Raw genomic sequence first — 18277 nt, forward strand, 5'->3', positions numbered from 1 at the left:
TATGGTTTAAAGCTTTTTAATTGAAAGGATTTAATATGTCAAAAGCAAAGAAAATACTGTTACTTATTTTCTGTATCTTAATCTTGACTATTTTCCTTCCTATTCTCATAGATTATCATCAGGTCAGTGATTTAGATATCCACTTATTCAGTTGGAGAGAACTCAACGCTGAATTCCTGATTGCTAGATATGTCTTTTGGGGGACACTTGTCCTATCTGTTTTAGTTTTAATTTCAATGCTAGGGATACTCTTTTATCCTAAGCAATATTTAGTGATTCAATTAGAAACTCAAGAAGATACATTAAAACTAAAAAATTCAGCTATCGAAGGCTTTGTTCGGTGTTTGGTTATTGATCATCAGTTGATTAAAGAACCAACGGTCCATGTAAATAGCCGCAAAAATAAATGTTTCGTTACTGTTGAAGGGAAAATTCTTCCTTCAGAAAACATCTCAAATCGATGTCTAGTCATTCAGAATGAAATAACTCATGGATTAAAGCAGTTCTTTGGTATTGAACGTGAGGTAAAACTTGAAGTTAAAGTAAAAGAAGTTGAACCTCAAAAAGCGACCAAAAAGACTGTTAGTCGTGTAAAGTAAGGAAGTAAAAATGGAATGGTTTAAAAAATACCAGTATCCAATTATTGCAGGTTCAGCAGGTGTCATTCTCGCTTGCTTTATCTTATCCTTTGGCTTTTTCAAAACACTCTTTGTGTTAATCTGTGGAGGCTTAGGAGCATTTGCTGGATATTATGTTAAGGAAAAATATTTAAATAAATAAAGGAGTCTCGTATGTCAAACGTAGATAAAAACGTAGAAAAAAAAGATGTCGCTCTTGTTTCTCAAGATGTTAAAGGGGAACTCACTTATGAAGATAAAGTAATCCAAAAAATCATTGGTCTTTCACTTGAAAAAGTGCCTGGACTTTTGGATGTTGATGGAGGATTCTTCTCTAATCTAACAGAAAAAATTATCAATACGGATAATATCACTCATGGTGTCAATGTTGAAGTTGGGAAAGAACAAGTTGCAGTTGACTTGAACATTGTTGTTGAATACCAAAAGAATGTTCCAGCTTTGTACAAAGAAATCAAAGATGTTGTCGTATCACAAGTTACAAAAATGACTGATCTAGAAGTTGTTGAAGTCAATGTGAATGTTGTTGATATCAAAACGAAGGAACAGCATGAAGCAGATTCAGTTAGCCTTCAAGACCGAGTAACTGACGTGGCTTCTTCAACAGGAGAATTTGCTTCAGAACAATTTGAAAAAGTGAAATCTGGTATCGGTTCAGGTGTTGCTGCTGTTCAAGAAAAAGCAGGCGAAGGTGTTGAAGCCGTTAAGGGCGAAACAAATGAAAAAGCTCGCGTACACTAATTCATCTGGTCTAAATCAATCAATTTAAAGGAGGCAGAATCATGTCAACAGAAGAAAAATTTAATCAAGCAAAAGGTTCCATTAAAGAAGGTGTCGGCAAAATGATCGGCGATGAAAAAATGGAAAAAGAAGGCGCAACTGAAAAAGTAGTATCTAAAGTAAAAGAAGTTGCTGAAGATGCTAAAGGCGCTGTCGAAGGCGCTATTGAAGGTGTTAAAAACATGCTTCACAAAGACGAAAAATAAGACTAAAAGTAAATTTATCTTATAACAATAGTAGTCGGAAAGAGAACATTTACTGTTCTCTTTTTTGTATATAGGACCCTAAAAACGATTCCGTATCTTCTTTAAAAAGGAATTGTCAACTAGAAAAAGCCTTGGAATCAAGGCTTTTTTGCTTATTTAAAAGAATATAGCTCTTTTTAAAGAAACAAAATTCAAAAGGTTTCAACCTACTAGACTTGCTTACTTATCTACCACCTGAGCCTCAAATTGGGCTGGTTTCTTGTCCACATTAGTAATGGTAATCGTGTAGGGCTTGTTATTGGTTGCATCAAAGACTTTTTCACCTTGATAACTTACAACAACTCCATCTTTTTCTAAATAAATATCTGGTTGGTTGTTTGGAAGTTCTTCGTCCTCCTCGTCCAAACCGTGGCTTTTTATAATTTTTTGTTCCTCTACTCCATAGTAAATAGCACCATTTCGCTCACTCCAAACATCTGATCCAGATAATTTAATTCTGCTAGAATCTTTCTTCTTCAAGATGAAGATTGAATAGTATTCCAAATCTTGTGTTCTGGGATTTACTCTTAGGCTGACGGATTGACCTGGTTGAAGAGTGTATTTTCCATAGTTCAAAACGGAAAGGACAAACCAAACTAGTAGCAAACCATAGAACACTCCTATCATCATTCGTGAGCGCCTGCTTTTAAAAAAACGTAAAAGTAATACAAAAGAGACAATAAAGAGCAATTCTGTAAACATTCTTTTCCCCTTTTCTTATCATCGTTGACATCCTGAACAGAGTCTCGCTTCCATTTCTCACTGGTAACATCAACCATACAAAGTCTGATACATCTTTTCCATGAAAGCCTCAAGCTCTTTTTGAACAATGTTTAATAGGCGCTCTTCTTCGGCTTGAGAGATGTTCACACTTTCTTTATTTTGATTCCTAATATGAGAATAGTATCTACGTTTTAGGGTTAATTGATTGTCTAAAATATAGTAGGCATTTATTTGTTCCTCATTTACCATTGTTTCAAATAAAACCGAGACTTCATCCCTGCCAGGATGCGATATTTTCAAATCGATGTCTCCTTTTATCCCTATGGAATCAATCCCTCCATCCAAGCGGATAGCCCCATCGGGAGGAATAATATAGCCAGCTTTTCGCATGTCAGACGCATATTTTTCTGATGCCATCAAACGTTGTAAGACGACTATATTGTCCCTCTCTTCAAAGAAAGCCTTTAATTGCATATGTTCTTGGTGGTTTTGATACTGAAAATAAAGATTCAAACCAGTAGCTAAGGCAATTACAGAAGCAATCACGATGAGTATTTTTTTAAATCTCGACATGTTTATCTCCTCTATCTAAGAAATCATAAAAATCTTGTTTCCAACTTTGAAAGGTAACTGCCTTATCCTCGGATATCCTTGGAACTCTAGCCCCATGTGACTGCTATCTGCCCTTTTTCATGATGTATTTTCGTATAGGTACTTCAACCATTTGAACGATTTCAAATCCTTCTTTTTGGTAAAGCTTGTAAGCTGTTTGATTTGCCTCGTAGACATTTAGAGAAATAGTGTCTATGTCTTCATTTTTAAAGGCCAAACTAACAAATTTTCTTAAAGCCTGGCTACCTAAGCCTTGCCCCTGCTTCTGAGGGTTGATAAAAAATCTCCCGATATGAAGATTCCTGTCTTCTAGCCTGATTTTCTGGATAAGCCCCACAAATTCTTGTTCATCAAATATTGAAAAGATTCCTTCCAAATCTTGCAAGATTTGAATTGTTAAGGGAAAAGGAATCATTGTTCCCATCCATTGTTCTTGAAAGGATTTGCCAAGAGAGTTAGACCATTGGCATACGAGCTGAGCATTTTCTGTGCTCACATTTTCTTCAAAACGAATCATCATCTTGACCTCACCATCTTATCAATGTTTCTTTATTATACTACTTCTCCTATTTTTTACGAATAGATAAGTATGATTGATCTTTATTTTTTTCTTGTTGGGAGCATTCTCGCTTCTTTCTTGGGTTTGGTCATTGACCGTTTTCCTGAGCAATCCATTATCCGACCAGCTAGTCACTGCGATTTCTGTCAGACTCGCTTGCGACCGCTAGATTTGATTCCGATCCTCTCTCAGCTCTTCAATCGCTTTCGCTGCCGCTACTGCAAGGCACACTATCCTTTCTGGTATGCCCTTTTTGAATTGGGCTTAGGACTCCTCTTTCTAGCTTGGTCATGGGGCTGGATTTCCTTGGGTCAAGTCATCCTAATCACTGCTGGCTCAACCTTGGGCATCTACGACTTTCGCCATCAGGAATATCCCTTAATGGTTTGGCTAACTTTCCACCTAATCCTCATGGCTTTCTGTGGCTGGAATCTGGTTATGGTCTTCTTCCTTGTCCTCGGAATCATGGCCCATTTTATCGATATTCGCATGGGCGCAGGGGATTTTCTATTTCTGGCTTCTTGTGCGCTCGTCTTTAGCGTGACAGAATTACTGATCTTGATTCAGTTCGCTTCTGCGGCAGGGATTTTAGCCTTTCTTTCGCAAAAGAAAAAGGAAAGACTTCCTTTTGTGCCTTTCCTCTTACTTGCTACTTGTGTGATTATTTTTGGTAAGCTACTGCTTGTTTGATAAAGTCCTCAATCGGCTCTCCTTGGTGGAGAGCTTTTACAATTTTCGAACCGACGATAACGCCATCTGACACCGCATTGAATCGTTCTACATCAGCCTGGCTAGACACACCGAAGCCTGTCAATACTGGGATGTCAGCTACTTGATGCAATTGCGCCAAGTGCTTGTCCAAGTCTGAGCGGTAATTTCCTGATTTCCCTGTCACCCCATTGATGGCAACGGCATAGACAAAGCCTTCTGCCCCTTCAATCAACTCTTTCTGACGCTCAAGTCCTGTGGTCAAACTAACTAGGGGAATCAAGGCGATATCTGTGTCTACCAAAAAGGGCTCTACAAAGTTGGCATGCTCATGAGGCAGGTCTGGGATAATCAAGCCCTTAACAGCTGTATCTGCCAAATCATTGACAAAGTTCTCCACACCGTACTGAAAGAGGGGGTTGAAGTAGGTCATAATGACCAAGGGAACCTCTGTTTGAACGGTTTTCAAGGTTTCAACCAAAGCTTGTGTCGAAGTACCATGAGCTAGACTTCGCAAGCCTGCTTCTTCGATAACAGGTCCATCTGCGACAGGGTCTGAAAAGGGAATGCCCACTTCAATAGCTGAAACACCCAAATCTTCTAAAAAGTGGATTGTTTCAGCGAGACCATCCAAACCTTTCTCGTGGTCTCCAGCCATGATATAGGGAACGAAAATTCCTTTTCCTGCTGCTTTAATAGCATTCAATTTTTCTGTTAAAGTCTTAGGCATGAGCTTCTCCCTTCTTTGCTGCGTCTGCTTCCAAGCGGTCTTTGACTTGAACCACATCCTTGTCCCCACGACCTGATAGGCAGACAATCATGGACTTGTCTGGCCCAAGTTCTTTGGCCAATTTCACCGCAAAGGCGATAGCATGGCTAGATTCCAAAGCTGGGATAATCCCTTCCACACGAGACAAGAGTTGGAATCCTTCCAAGGCTTCTTCATCAGTGACAGGAACATAGCTGGCACGCTTGATATCGTGGTAGTGAGAATGTTCTGGACCGATACCAGGATAGTCCAAACCTGCTGAGATAGAGAAGGCTTCTAAGATTTGTCCATGGGCATCTTGGAGCACATCCATGAGAGAACCGTGAAGGACTCCTGGACGACCCTTGGTCAGGGTAGCTGCATGGTGCTCTGTATCCACACCAAGTCCTGCTGCTTCAGCTCCATACATAGCAACTGACTCATCTTCTACAAATGGATGAAAGAGCCCGATAGCATTAGAACCACCACCAACACAGGCTACTAGGGCATCTGGCAAATCTTGACCTGTCAAGTCACGGTACTGTTGTTTGGCTTCTCGACCAATGACACTTTGGAAGTCACGAACGATTTCTGGGAAAGGATGAGGTCCTAAGGCAGAACCAAGGATATAGTGGGTATCATCGATATTTGCCACCCATGAACGAAGGGCTGCATTGACCGCATCCTTGAGCACGCGTGAACCATCTGTTACTGCCTCGACCTTGGCTCCCAAAAGCTCCATACGGAAAACATTAAGGGCTTGGCGTTTGACATCTTCCTCACCCATGTAGATAGTACATTCCATGTTAAAAAGGGCTGCAGCTGTTGCAGTTGCCACACCGTGCTGACCAGCACCTGTTTCAGCGATAATTTTCTTTTTGCCCATGCGTTTAGCCAGAAGAACCTGTCCCAAGGCATTGTTAATCTTGTGGGCCCCTGTATGGTTGAGATCTTCCCGTTTAAGATAAATCTTGGCTCCGCCGATATGCTGGGTCAGGTTTTTTGCGTAGTAAAGAGGCGTTTCACGTCCTACATACTGGCGTAAGAGCTGGTTTAATTCCTCTTGGAAACTTGGGTCCGCCTGACTTTCACGGTAGGCCTTCTCCAACTCCAAAACTGCTGTCATTAATGTTTCTGGGACAAAACGTCCGCCGAATTTTCCGTAAAATCCTTCTTTATTTGGTTCTTGATATGCCATGCTTTACCCTCTCTATAAATCTTCTAATCTTTTCATGATCTTTCTGTCCATCTGTCTCCACTCCGCTCGATACATCGACTGCATAGGGAGTGAAGTGTTGAATTGCTTTTGCTACATTGTCTTCCTTAAGCCCACCAGCGATAAAGAAAGGCTGAGCTAGTTCTGCCGTATCTAGCTGGCCCCAATCAAAGGTCTGGCCGCTCCCAGCCACAGGAGCATCAAAGAGTAGATAGTCTGCCCGAGAATGAGGAACATGACCATTTCCATCTACCTGCACGGCCTGAATGCTGGCACAAGGCAAATCCTCAAACAAACCATCTGCTACCTGACCATGAACTTGTACCAAGTCCAAGCCAACTTTTTCAATCGCTTCTAGCAGTTCTGCCCGACTTGGTGAAACAAATACGCCAACCTTTTTTACACCTGCAGGAATGAGCTTTGCCAGCTCAGCAGCCTCTTCCAAGGTCACCTGCCTTTTACTAGGTGCAAAGACAAAACCGATATAGTCTGCCCCTGCTGATACGGCTGTCTCTACCGCTTCTTTGGTCGACAATCCACAAATTTTAACCTTTGTCAATCTGCAACTCCTTGATTCTCTGGGCCACATCTTCTGCCTTCATGAGAGCTGTTCCCACCAAAATTCCGTTAAAATATGGTGCTACTCGTTCCGCATCCTGCCCTGTGAAAATAGCAGATTCAGAAATATAATAACGATCTTCCTTAAAGTGCTGGGCCAAGTCTACACTGGTCTGCAAGTCGACTTCAAAGGTGGTCAAGTTGCGATTATTAACCCCAATAATCTCAGCACCAAGTCTGTGGGCTACCTCTAGTTCAGCTAGATTATGAGTTTCCACCAAGACTTCCAGACCAAGCTCTGTCGCATAGCCATACAGTTCCTTGAGGCGTTCTTCTGACAGGGCTGCCACGATGAGCAAGATAACTGTCGCGCCGGCATTGCGAGCACGGATAATTTGCTTTTTATCGATGATAAAGTCCTTGTTGAGCGTCGGAATCTCTACCTGACTAGAAATCTCCCGCAGATAATCCAAATGCCCTTTAAAGAAAACTTCATCTGTCAAAACCGAAATCATCACTGCGCCGTTCGCTTCATAAGTCTGGGCCTGTCGCACAATATCCACATCGAGATTGATATCTCCCAGACTAGGGCTAGCCTTCTTGACCTCAGCGATTACCTGCAAACGGTCCCGGTGATTCTTCAAAAATTCTGCTAAGCGATATGGCTGGCGCAAGGGCTGGACTTCCTCCAGCTCCATCTGCTCGACTTCACGCGCCTTCTGCTCCAAAATTCGTGCTAAAAATTCCTGACTCATTTTTGGTACTCCTGTAACAGTCTGAGTTTTTCAAGGGCCTTGCCACTAGCAATCACTTGACGAGCCAAGGCAACTCCTTCCTTGATACTAGCTACCTTACCATTAGCATAGAAACCAAGGCCAGCATTTAAAACTGTCGTTTCCAAGAATGGACTTGGTTCGTTTTGAAGAACACTAAGCAAAATCTCTGCATTTTCCTGAGCATTACCTCCACGGATATCTTCAATAGCGTAGCGTTCCATCCCCAAATCCTCTGGAGTGAAGCTTGACAAGGTGATTTCGCCATTTTCAAGAAGAGCAATCTTGGTTGTTCCGTTCAAGCCAGCTTCATCCAGCCCTTCTGGTCCAGCAACCACGATGGCACGTTTACGACCCATATTTTTCAAAACCTGAGCAGTGCTTTCTAGAAGTTCTGGACGACTAATACCAAGCAACTGTGTTTCCAAGGCCATTGGGTGAATCAGTGGACCAGTCAAGTTCATGATCGTTGGAATTCCTAGTTCTAAACGAGCTGGCATGATGTATTTCATAGCTGGGTGCATATTTTTAGCAAAGAGAAAGACGATGCCAGTTTTATCAAAAACCTTACCTAGTTCAGCTGGTTTGAGGTCAAGATTGATGCCCAATGCTTGAAGGACATCTGCCGAACCCGATTTAGAAGAAATCGAACGGTTACCGTGCTTAGCCATGTGAATGCCACCACCAGCCAAGACAAAGGCCGCAGTTGTTGAAATGTTAAAGCTGAAAGACTTGTCCCCACCTGTACCACAGTTGTCCATTGCATCATGTATCTCAGTTGGAATGTGTTGGGCATGCCCTCTCATGACTTGTGCAATGGCTGTGCGCTCTTCCGGTGTTTCCCCCTTCATCTTAAGAGCTAAAAGGAGAGAAGCAATCTGCGCTTCGGTTACACGCCCAGTTACGATACGCTCAATGACGTCCGTCATTTCCACACCTGATAAATGTTCAAATTTTGCTAGTTTTTCAATAATCTCTTTCATCCTAGTTTCCTCACTTTACAACCTTCTCGATAAAATTCCGAATAGAAGACAAGCCATCTGGCGTTCCGATACTTTCTGGATGGTACTGGAAGCCATAAATCGGCAGGCTTTTGTGTTGAATTCCCATAATAGCTTGGTCATCAGTCGAACGAGCTGTCACTTCAAAGTCTTCTGGCATTTCTTCAATCAAAATACTGTGATAACGCATGACTGGACGACCATCCTCAATGCCTTGATAGAGAACAGATGGCGCTTCAAAGCTGATATGGCTCTGTTTCCCATGCATGACTTTTGGAGCCAAGCCTAGCTTCCCACCAAAGACTTCTGCGATGGCTTGATGACCCAAACAAATCCCTAGAATTGGCTTCTTGCCTGAAAAGTCACGAATCATGTCTTCCATCTTTCCGGCATCAATTGGCCAACCAGGACCGGGAGAAAAAACCAGACCATCTGCTTTTTCAGCTTCTTCATACAGCTTGGGATCATCATTTCTCAAAACCTGCACCTCTGCAAAATTCCCAATGTATTGAGCCAAGTTATAAGTAAAAGAATCATAGTTATCAATCAATAAAATCATGGTCTTAGTTCTCCAATTCTAGTCATAGATTTAGCCTTGTTAATGGTTTCTTGGTATTCGTTTTGGGCGATAGAATCATAGACAATCCCTGCCCCAGCCTGCACATAGGCTGTTTGATTTTTGAGAATCATAGTTCGGATGGCAATGGCGAAATCCATATCACCCGTCGCAGACAAGTAGCCGATTGCTCCTGCGTATACGCCTCGTTTTTCCGTCTCCAGTTCATAGATGCGTCTCATGGCCCGAATCTTTGGAGCTCCTGACACTGTTCCAGCTGGAAGTGTAGCTTTCAAGGCATCCATAGCAGTGAGTTCTGGAAGCAAACGCCCCTTGACCACACTGGTCAAATGCATGACATAGCGGAAGAGCTCCACTTCCATATACTTAGTGACTTGGACACTGGCCGTTTCAGAGATGCGGCCAATATCATTTCGTCCCAAGTCTACTAACATCCGATGCTCTGCTGTTTCCTTCTCATCCGAAAGCAGATCTGTCGCCAAAACCTTGTCCTCTTCATCCGTAGCTCCTCTTGGTCGCGTACCGGCAATCGGATTGGTTGTCACGATGCCATTTTTGACGGAAACCAAACTTTCTGGACTGGCACCGATGATTTGATAATCCCCAAAATCATAGAAATAAAGGTAATTGGATGGATTGGTCACGCGAAGATTTCTGTAGAAGTCAAATGGATTTCCAGTAACTTCTGCTGAGAAGCGCTGGCTGAGTACGCATTGGAACATATCCCCGTTACGAATCAAGTCACGAGCTGTTTCCACCATTTCCTCAAACTTCTGAGGAGCGATATGCGGTTTAAAGTCTAACGGAGATAGATCCAAGTCTTCAAATTCATTTGGAGCAGGAATGCGTAATTCCTCAAGCACTTGGTTCAAGGCTTCTTCCAAGTCTTCTTGGCTACGCTCACTATAGAGAGTATCCTCGATGACATAGATTTTCTCCTTCTTGTGGTCAAAGACCATGTAACTCTCATAGACAAAGAAATGCATGTCTGGCGTCCCAATTGTATCCTCAGGGATTTGACCAATTTCTTCATAGAGAGAAATCATATCGTAACCAACAAAACCAATAGCTCCCCCACCAAAAGGTAGGGCTGAATGGTGCTGTCTCTTATGAGTCACTTCATAAAGGAAATCCAAGGGATCCCGATCAATCACTTGACCATTTTGATAAAGAACTCCATTTTCAAACTTAATCTCAAAAACTGGATTATAGGATAAGATAGAAAAACGAGCTGTTTCCTTGTCTCTCGGAATACTCTCTAAAATAACCTTGTGTTGCCCCTTTAGACGCATATAAGCCAAGATTGGTGATAAGACATCTCCATGAATGATTCGTTCCATTGTAATTTCCCTTTCAGTTCCTTATTTTTAATTTTTTATCTTTTTCTATTTCCCTTAAATAGTGCGGACGGGAGGTAAAATTATCCAGTGGATGATTTTAGAAATCCAAGAAATGAAAGACCTAATTTTTGAGCTCCTCGCTCATTCATTTCTAGGCTCAGGCTAAAATAGTTCCCCGAACTATTTTACTCTCAAAAATTCCGTCCTAGAGAAGCATCTTTGCTTCTATAGGATACCACTATGGCGGGAAATATCTTTTAAAAGCTCACTTCGTTCGCAAATATTTTATAGAAATCTATCTAGTGATGAAGCATAATTTAAAACTGATAGCCATATCTACGATAAATATATAAAAATCCCCACGCAAAACAACTTGCGTGAGGACGAAATTCGCGGTGCCACCTCAATTATAGGATTTCTCCTATCTCTCATTCCTGTCTCAGATACCTCCTGTAACAGGCTGTGCGATAAAGGGCACTCCCTTGAGAATTATGTTTTCTTCTCTCGTTTCAGATGGACCCAACCTTACAGCTTTCTCTGCTTGTTTCCAGCAACCACAAGCTCTCTGTGAGAGAAAGGACTGTAATTTTTCCATCTATTATTTTTTAGCTTCTAGGTAGTCTGCAATCGCAGCTACGTCCTTGTCTCCACGACCAGAGACATTGATGATGATAATATCGTCTTTACTTAGTTTCGGTGCACGTTTAACTGCTTCTGCGATAGCGTGCGAACTTTCAATCGCTGGGATAATCCCTTCTGTCTTGCTGAGGAGGAGGAGAGCCTGAACAGCTTCTTCATCCGTCGCTGCAACATATTCCACGCGACCTGAATCTTTGAAGTAGGCGTGTTCTGGGCCAACCCCTGGATAGTCCAATCCAGCTGAGATAGAGTAAACTGGAGCCAACTCTCCGTCCTCCTTAAAGACTGCATAGGTCTTCATGCCATCGACAATTCCGATACTACCTTTTGTCATAGTAGCTGCGTGCTTGTCTGTATCAAGTCCGTGACCAGCAGCTTCAACCCCAACCAATTTGACTTCTTCATCAGCCACATACTGAGAAAATGCACCAATAGCATTGGAACCACCACCTACACAAGCAATAACGTAGTCTGGTAAACGACCTTCTTTTTCTAAGATTTGACGGCGAGATTCTTCACTGATGACCTTTTGGAACTCATGAACAATTGTAGGATATGGGTGAGGGCCCACAGCAGATCCCAGAACATAAAAGGCTTCCAAATCATTCATCCATGCTCCAAAGGCTGCATCAACAGCATCTTTGAGGGTACGAGTCCCTGTTTCAACTGCATGAACAGTTGCTCCCATCATCTCCATACGGAAAACATTGAGACGTTGACGTTCCACATCCTCTGCTCCCATGTAGACATCACAGGCCATCCCAAACTTGGCTGCAGCCGCTGCTGTCGCAACACCGTGCTGACCAGCTCCTGTTTCTGCGATTACTCGTTTTTTGCCCATGCGTTTAGCCAAAAGAATTTGTCCTAAAACGTTGTTGAGCTTGTGAGAACCAAGGTGGTTAAGGTCTTCGCGCTTGAGATAAATCTTAGCTCCACCTAGGTGGTCTGTCAAACTTTCCGCAAAATAGAGCGGTGTTTCGCGACCGGAATAATCCTTCAAGTAATGGCGAAATTCTGCCAAAAATTCTGGATCATCCTTGTACTTGTCAAATGTCACTTCCAACTCATCCAACAAAGCCTGAATCGGCTCCGGTACAAAACTACCACCAAATTGTCCAAAATAACCTTTAGTTGTCATAAAATTTTTCCTCTTTCTGTATTGATTTCAAGATATGAAAAAGCCCACACACAGAAAATTATTCTGCGTGAGGGCGTTGGTAACGCGGTGCCACCTCAATTATAAAGGGACTATTCCCCTTTACATCTCTACCTTGTCTAACAACAAGTTGCACTGTAAGGTGTGCGCACCGAATTTTCATTGTTTCAAATTCATTTTTAAAATCAGCCCACTTTCACTACTTCCAACCACCTGTTCACAATCACCACAGGCTCCCTGAAGATCAAAAATAGTTACTTTTCTGATTTGTTGAACTTATTTTAATACTTTGTTTTTTCTTTGTCAAGACTTTTTTACAATTTTTTTGATGAAGCTAGTACTTTTTCAGAAACTGTTTTGAAAGTCTCAATGATATAGTCCACTTCTTCATCGCTTAATTTAGTGTGAAGAGGGAGCGTAATTTCATTTTCAAAGAAGGCATAAGCCTTAGGATAATTCGCCATATCAAAGCCAAGATTCTTATAGGCTGTCAAGAGCGGAAGTGGTTTGTAGTGTACATTACTTGCAATTCCTGCTTTAGCTAATTCTTGGATGATAAGATTGCGTTCTTCTAAGCTCGCTCCTTCTACATGGGTGATGTAAAGGTGGCGTGAAGATTCGACAGTTTCAGTCTTGTGTGCCAATGGATGGATGCGAGAACCTGCAAAACCACGATCATAGCGATCCACGATGTCCTTACGACGGTCAAGCAAGCAAGGGTAACGGTCCAATTGTACCAAACCAAGGGAAGCCATGATATCTGTCATATTGCACTTGTAGGCTGGTGTGACGATATCGTATTCCCATGAACCCAGTTGCATCTTGGCTAGGGCATCCTTAGTTTGACCATGAAGGGAAAGAATTTGGAATTCCTTGTACATCTCTTCGTCGTCAATCGCTGGATTGGCCTTCCAAGTAGCACTTCCTCCTTCTGCCGTTGTAAAATTCTTAACGGCATGGAATGAGAAGGAAGTAAAGTCAGCGATAGAACCAGCAGGTTGCCCTTTATAAGTTGATCCCAAAGCATGGGCACTATCAGAAACAATCACGATACGATTAAAGGCCTGTTGCCACTTGCTTGAAGCAGCAAAAAGGTCACGTTTCTTTTCCACAACTTGGAACAAACGGTCATAATCGCAAACAATCCCTGCAAGTTCTACTGGGATAATCACTTTAGTCTTTTCAGTGATAGCTTGCTCAAGCAAGTCATAGTCCATTTCAAAAGTATCTGCTTGGATATCCACCATGACAGGGGTCGCCCCTACGTGAGTGATAACACTACATGAAGCTGTATAGGTCATGGCTGGAACGATGACTTCATCACCAGGTCCCACTTCCAAGACGCGCAAAATCAACTCGAGAGCGGCAGTTGCAGAATTTAGGCAAACAGTCTTAGGCGTCTGTGTGTATTGAGACAAGCGACGCTCCAGTTCTTTTGTCTTAGGACCTGTTGTAATCCAACCAGAACGCAGGGTATCCGCTACTTCAGCAATTTCAGCTTCCGTAATATCGGGTGGTGAAAATGGAATATTGTAATTTGGCATTGATTTGCTCCTTTTATCTGTACTCATTTTCTCATGACTACTTTATTTTAGCACTTCAAACACGGTTTGAAACATGATTTTGATGTCTCCAAGGAAACTAAACTCTCGGAGATAGGCGAGGTTATAGCGCATCTTTTCAGGGAGGACGTGTTCGACATAGGCTTGGTCAACTGACAGGCCTTTTTCGGTCATTTGACTGATAATAGTGTCCTCATCCTTGTAGTTGATGCTGGCTGGAGAGGTAATCCCTGCTGGTAAAAGTAAGGTCGCCATCATTTCAGGGCTATACTGCTCTGTGTAGCGTGGCACTTCAGGTCGTGTACCGACAAAGGACATTTCGCCTTTAAGGACATTCACCAGCTGAGGCAGTTCGTCCAAACGGACACGGCGGATAAAATTGCCAACCTTGGTAATGCGACTATCGTTAGCAGAAGTCACCAGACTCCCTTTTTTATCCGCATCCGTCACCATGGTACGGAACTTCCAAATCTTGAAAGGTCGATTGTACTGGGTCACGCGCTCTTGCTTGTAAATCACTGGCCCCTTGCTATCCAACTTGATCCAAATGCTCAAAATGAGAAAGATGGGAGAGGTCAGAACCAGTACAACCAAGGCCAAAACCCAGTCCAAACAACGCTTGAAAATCAGCGAACCCTTCCTTTTAGAGACAAGCTGGTAGTAAGACTCAACCTCGCTTGATTTCATTTCCACGGGCAAGTCTTCCCATTTCAGCATGCTGTTTCTCCTTTGTTTTTATTATACTATTTGTCAACATTTTTCATTATACCACAAAATGGAAAAGGCGGTGAAAGAAATCTGTAATTTGAAGGATTTCATTCTCATACTCTAGAAAGCTAGACGCAGGCTGCTCAAAATATAGCTTTGAGGTTGCAGATAAAACTGACATGGCTTGAATAGATTTTCAAAGAGTATTAGGCCATGGCACCCGCCTGCAAGCTATACATCTTGTGATAGGTTCCTCCCAATGCCAAGAGTTCCTCATGGGAGCCGCTCTCGATAATGCGCCCCTTATCCAAGACATAGATGCAGTTGGCGTCTTGGATGGTAGAAAGACGATGGGCGATGGCAATGGTTGTTCGACCCTGTCTCATCTTAGCCAGCGATGCTTGAACCAAACTTTCTGTTTCAGAGTCAATATTAGCTGTCGCTTCATCCAAAATCAGGATTTTAGGCTGACTGGCGACTGTTCTAGCAAAGGCAAGAAGCTGACGCTGACCAGTAGAGAAGCTCGAACCACGCTCAGACACAGGTGCATCATATCCCTGAGGAAGTTCTTGAATAAAGGAATCTGCATCCACGAAAGTTGCCGCAGCCTGAACCTGCTCATCACTGATTTCTTGGTACATGGCGATATTGGACTTGATTGTTCCATGATAGAGGAAGGGATCCTGCAAGACCAGACCGATGTTTTTTCTCAACTCTTCCTGACTGTAGTTCCTGATATCCACATCATCCAAGAGAACTCGCCCTGACTGGAATTCATAAAAGCGCATAAGGACATTGATAATAGACGATTTCCCAGAACCTGTATGGCCTACAAATGCAATGGTTTCACCCTTGTTAACTGAAAAGGAAATATCATCCAGAATCTGATGTTTACCGTCATACGAGAAACACACATGTTCAAAACGGATATTACCTTCTTTGACTTTAGCCTGCCCATTTTCTTGAAGAGGTTCACAGGTCCTCTCGTCTATCAGGGCAAAGACACGACCTGCGGAAACCATAGAAGTTTGCAGGGTTGAAAAGTTTTGAGTCACCTCAATCAGGGGATCAAAGAGACGATTGATGTACTGGATAAAGGCATACATGGTTCCTGCCGTTATTCCCAGATAAAGTCCACGATAGCCAAAATAGGCCATTAAAACTGCATAGCCTAGGAGTTTCAACAAACTCATGGCAGGACGCAAAAAGAGGGCATCCAAGGCTACAGAACGGTTGGCATAGACCAAGTGTTCTTGGTTGATTTCATCAAACTCTGACTGTAGGCGCTTCTCTTGATTAAAGGCCTGGATTATTCTGATTCCCTCGATGTTTTCAGCCAGCTTGCTATTGATATCTGACAAGAGACTTCTGGTTTTCTCAATGATTTTCACTGATTTTTTCCGATAGAGATTGACCAAAAGGAAAATCAAGGGGAGAAAGAGCAAGACTAAAGCAGTCAAACGAAAATCCAATACCAACATGGTATAAAGAGTTGTCAGAAAGATGAAGACTGCTGAGATAAAGCTAGATAAAATCCCTGAAAACATATCGCTGATGGTCTCAGTATCATTGGTCAAACGAGAGACGATGGAGCCTGCTGGCGTCTTGTCAAAATAAGACATGCCCAGCTTTTCCATATTGGCAAAGGCATCGCGACGAATATCCCTAACAATACTGTAAGACACGCGCGCAAAGAGAAGATTGCCAACATACTGAACTACAGTTTGTAGGATGTAGAGACCATAGTAGATCAGCAAAACGGTAATGGCTAGTTGGTTAAGATTACTCAGATACTGGTCGATAAAGTGGGAAGCCACAAGGGGAATGACACTTTTAATGACCGTCGTCGCTAGGAGCAAACTGAGTGCCAAAAAGGTCAGGAGGCCATAAGGCTTGAGATAAGACATCAAGCGCTTCAATACAGTCCATTGTTCTTTCTTATTCTGCATCTTCTTCTCCTTTCATTTCCAGCTGCTGAGACTGGTAGGTTTGGGCATACCAGCCATCCAAAGCTAGCAAGTCTTCGTGTGTGCCCTGTTCAATAATTTGACCATTTTGCAGAACCAAGATTAGATCTGCATGGACAACTGCACTGAGGCGATGAGCCGTAATAATGGTTGTCTTGTCCTTTCGCGTCTCCTTGAGGTTGTCGATAATCGCATACTCTGTCTTGGCATCCACGGCGGACAAAGAATCATCTAAAATCAAGATATCAGGGTCTAAAATCATAGCTCGACTCATGGCCAGACGCTGCTTTTGACCTCCAGAAAGACTGACTCCCTTTTCACCAATCAGTGTATCAAATCCTTGAGGCATGTCTACAATGTCTTGATAAACTTGAGCTAGCTTAGTCGCTTCCTCGACCGCTGAAAGGGGCAAGTTAGGATTGCCAAAGCGGATATTATCTAAAATCGAAGTCGCAAAGAGGAACTGATCCTGAGGAACATAGCCCATAAGACTACGAAGATCTGTCAGACGATAATCGCGAATATCGTGACCGTTTAGATAAATGGCTCCCTCATCCACATCGTACTCACGCAAGAGAAGCTTAATCAAGGACGTTTTTCCAGAGCCTGTCTGACCAACCAAGCCCAGGGTTTGCCCTTTTCCCAAACTAAAGTGAACATTTGTCAGTGTTTCCTCATTTTCAAAGGCAAAGCTATCAATGGCATACTGCAAGCGCCCGTTTTCAATTCCATCTAAAGGAAACTCAGGGTCTTGTACAGGTGATTCCTGAGACAAAAGTTCCTCAATCCGCTGATAGGAAACCTTCCCTCGCTGAGTGATATTAAAGAGGAAACCAATAGCCATAAGAGGCCAAACCAGCATATCCAAGTAGCTGATAAAGGTGACCAGATTCCCAACCGTGATTTGCCCTTTCTGAACCATCAAGGAGCCGACCAAGAGCGTTAAAACATAGGAGGAACCAACAAATAAGAGAACCATGGGGTCAAAGAGACTATCGTATTTCATGGTTTGCAGGTTCTTTTGGAAGGTCAATTCATTGACTGCCTGAAAGGACTTGAGCTCGTCCGCCTGGTAACCGAAAGACTTGGTCACTTTGATACCTGATACAGACTCCTGCACCTTGTTATTGAGTTCAGAAAAGGCAGTCTGCGATTCACCAAAAGCCTTGTGGGTCTTTCTCCCTAGACGACTGGTCGCATAAGCCATGAAAGGCAGGGGCAGAATGGCAACCAAGGTCATTTGCCATGAAATGCTAAAGAGCATGGTCATCAAGGTCACTAAAGCCGTGATAGAGGCATCCACCGCAGACATGACACCGCCTCCTGCCAGACGAGTCAAGGCATTGATATCGTTGGTGGCATGCGCCATCAGGTCCCCTGTCCGATAAGTCTGATAAAAAGCTGGAGACATTTTTGTAAAATGCTCAAATAAGCGAGAGCGCATAATCTGTCCCAAACGGTAGGAAGTCCCGAGGATATACATACGCCAAACATAGCGCAGATAGTACATACCAAAGGCTGCAAGAAGCAAGTAAAATAGGTCAAAAAGGAGGTCCTGCTGGGTTAATTTCCCCGATGTGATAGCATCAATAACCCGCCCCATGACCATGGGGGGAATTAGATTGAGGATGGAAACCGAGACCAGGGCCACAATCCCGACTAAATAACGGCGTTTTTCTAACTTGAAAAACCACCAAAGTTTTTGAATAATGGACATAAAATCCCTTTCTGATTGCAAATAGAAACCTGAGGCCAAGACCCCAGGTTTTT

20 protein-coding genes and 2 other annotated features are annotated in these 18277 nt (G+C 42.8%); of the genes, 5 read left to right on the forward strand and 15 right to left on the reverse strand.

The features are described from left to right. The first annotated feature begins 35 nt into the window (after positions 1-35). From amaP to FQT24_RS05630, 4 genes are read left to right on the forward strand one after another with little or no spacing between them, the layout of a single operon-like run. The gene (gene amaP / locus FQT24_RS05615) at positions 36-599 is read left to right on the forward strand and encodes an alkaline shock response membrane anchor protein AmaP (RefSeq protein WP_143952436.1); all 564 of its coding nucleotides are present in this window, start codon (positions 36-38) and stop codon (positions 597-599) included. Positions 600-609: 10 nt separating this feature from the next. Next, the gene (locus FQT24_RS05620) at positions 610-780 is read left to right on the forward strand and encodes a DUF2273 domain-containing protein (protein ID WP_143952437.1); all 171 of its coding nucleotides are present in this window, start codon (positions 610-612) and stop codon (positions 778-780) included. Positions 781-791: 11 nt separating this feature from the next. After that, a complete protein-coding gene (locus tag FQT24_RS05625) occupies positions 792-1376 on the forward strand; it encodes an Asp23/Gls24 family envelope stress response protein (RefSeq protein ID WP_143952438.1) in 585 nt (194 codons plus the stop codon). A gap of 41 nt (positions 1377-1417) precedes the next feature. Beyond that, complete coding sequence (locus FQT24_RS05630) at positions 1418-1621, forward strand: CsbD family protein (RefSeq protein ID WP_143952439.1); 204 nt, start codon at positions 1418-1420, stop codon at positions 1619-1621. A 219-nt stretch (positions 1622-1840) separates the two neighbouring features. Here the strand turns inward: FQT24_RS05630 and FQT24_RS05635 are convergent, their stop codons facing one another. From FQT24_RS05635 to FQT24_RS05645, 3 genes are all read right to left on the reverse strand, one after another. Further along, complete coding sequence (locus FQT24_RS05635; protein WP_143952440.1) at positions 1841-2362, reverse strand: hypothetical protein; 522 nt, start codon at positions 2360-2362, stop codon at positions 1841-1843. A gap of 69 nt (positions 2363-2431) precedes the next feature. Beyond that, positions 2432-2956, reverse strand: coding sequence for a thiol-disulfide isomerase (locus FQT24_RS05640; protein ID WP_143952441.1), 525 nt, complete (start codon positions 2954-2956; stop codon positions 2432-2434). 103 nt (positions 2957-3059) lie between these two features. Then, positions 3060-3515, reverse strand: a complete 456-nt coding sequence (locus FQT24_RS05645) for a GNAT family N-acetyltransferase (RefSeq protein ID WP_143952442.1) — start codon at positions 3513-3515, stop codon at positions 3060-3062. A gap of 69 nt (positions 3516-3584) precedes the next feature. Here FQT24_RS05645 and FQT24_RS05650 point away from each other — a divergent pair, with 69 nt between their 5' ends. After that, on the forward strand, positions 3585-4244 hold the full coding sequence (locus FQT24_RS05650) for a prepilin peptidase (RefSeq protein WP_143952443.1): 660 nt from the start codon (positions 3585-3587) through the stop codon (positions 4242-4244). Here the strand turns inward: FQT24_RS05650 and trpA are convergent. The 12 genes from trpA to FQT24_RS05710 form a co-directional block, all read right to left on the reverse strand. After that, positions 4216-4992: a tryptophan synthase subunit alpha gene (gene trpA, locus FQT24_RS05655; RefSeq protein ID WP_143952444.1), complete on the reverse strand. Its 777-nt coding sequence runs from the start codon at positions 4990-4992 to the stop codon at positions 4216-4218. The two genes, FQT24_RS05650 and trpA, sit on opposite strands and share 29 nt — an antisense overlap. After that, on the reverse strand, positions 4985-6208 hold the full coding sequence (trpB, locus tag FQT24_RS05660) for a tryptophan synthase subunit beta (RefSeq protein ID WP_143952445.1): 1224 nt from the start codon (positions 6206-6208) through the stop codon (positions 4985-4987). The genes trpA and trpB (FQT24_RS05660) overlap by 8 nt, the downstream gene beginning before the upstream one ends. Then, positions 6186-6785 carry a phosphoribosylanthranilate isomerase gene (locus FQT24_RS05665; RefSeq protein WP_185952549.1) on the reverse strand — a complete coding sequence of 200 codons (600 nt, stop codon included), beginning with the start codon at positions 6783-6785 and terminating at the stop codon, positions 6186-6188. Before FQT24_RS05665 ends, trpB (FQT24_RS05660) begins: the two co-directional genes overlap by 23 nt. After that, on the reverse strand, positions 6772-7539 hold the full coding sequence (gene trpC, locus FQT24_RS05670) for an indole-3-glycerol phosphate synthase TrpC (RefSeq protein ID WP_143952447.1): 768 nt from the start codon (positions 7537-7539) through the stop codon (positions 6772-6774). Before trpC ends, FQT24_RS05665 begins: the two co-directional genes overlap by 14 nt. Next, positions 7536-8540: an anthranilate phosphoribosyltransferase gene (gene trpD, locus FQT24_RS05675; RefSeq protein WP_007521091.1), complete on the reverse strand. Its 1005-nt coding sequence runs from the start codon at positions 8538-8540 to the stop codon at positions 7536-7538. Before trpD ends, trpC begins: the two co-directional genes overlap by 4 nt. Before the next feature lie 10 nt (positions 8541-8550). Further along, entirely contained in the window at positions 8551-9117 is a 567-nt protein-coding gene (locus tag FQT24_RS05680; RefSeq protein WP_007521088.1) for an aminodeoxychorismate/anthranilate synthase component II, read from the reverse strand. After that, positions 9114-10475, reverse strand: coding sequence for an anthranilate synthase component I (gene trpE / locus FQT24_RS05685; RefSeq protein WP_143952448.1), 1362 nt, complete (start codon positions 10473-10475; stop codon positions 9114-9116). The genes FQT24_RS05680 and trpE overlap by 4 nt, the downstream gene beginning before the upstream one ends. A 376-nt stretch (positions 10476-10851) precedes the next feature. Continuing rightward, positions 10852-11077 (reverse strand) — a binding site (T-box leader). Continuing rightward, the gene (trpB, locus tag FQT24_RS05690) at positions 11074-12252 is read right to left on the reverse strand and encodes a tryptophan synthase subunit beta (RefSeq protein WP_000208439.1); all 1179 of its coding nucleotides are present in this window, start codon (positions 12250-12252) and stop codon (positions 11074-11076) included. (Overlaps the previous feature by 4 nt.) A 66-nt stretch (positions 12253-12318) precedes the next feature. Further along, positions 12319-12544 (reverse strand) — a binding site (T-box leader). Positions 12545-12584: 40 nt separating this feature from the next. After that, on the reverse strand, positions 12585-13814 hold the full coding sequence (locus FQT24_RS05695; RefSeq protein WP_185952550.1) for a DegT/DnrJ/EryC1/StrS family aminotransferase: 1230 nt from the start codon (positions 13812-13814) through the stop codon (positions 12585-12587). A 42-nt stretch (positions 13815-13856) separates the two neighbouring features. Further along, positions 13857-14549 carry a sugar transferase gene (locus FQT24_RS05700; RefSeq protein ID WP_000922210.1) on the reverse strand — a complete coding sequence of 231 codons (693 nt, stop codon included), beginning with the start codon at positions 14547-14549 and terminating at the stop codon, positions 13857-13859. Between the two features lie 197 nt (positions 14550-14746). Continuing rightward, positions 14747-16489: an ABC transporter ATP-binding protein gene (locus FQT24_RS05705; RefSeq protein WP_143952450.1), complete on the reverse strand. Its 1743-nt coding sequence runs from the start codon at positions 16487-16489 to the stop codon at positions 14747-14749. Next, positions 16479-18224 carry an ABC transporter ATP-binding protein gene (locus tag FQT24_RS05710; RefSeq protein ID WP_143952451.1) on the reverse strand — a complete coding sequence of 582 codons (1746 nt, stop codon included), beginning with the start codon at positions 18222-18224 and terminating at the stop codon, positions 16479-16481. The genes FQT24_RS05705 and FQT24_RS05710 overlap by 11 nt, the downstream gene beginning before the upstream one ends. Between the last annotated feature and the right edge of the window lie 53 nt (positions 18225-18277).

Origin of the sequence: Streptococcus mitis (assembly GCF_901542415.1) — a bacterium.
Lineage (GTDB): Bacteria > Bacillota > Bacilli > Lactobacillales > Streptococcaceae > Streptococcus > Streptococcus mitis_BL.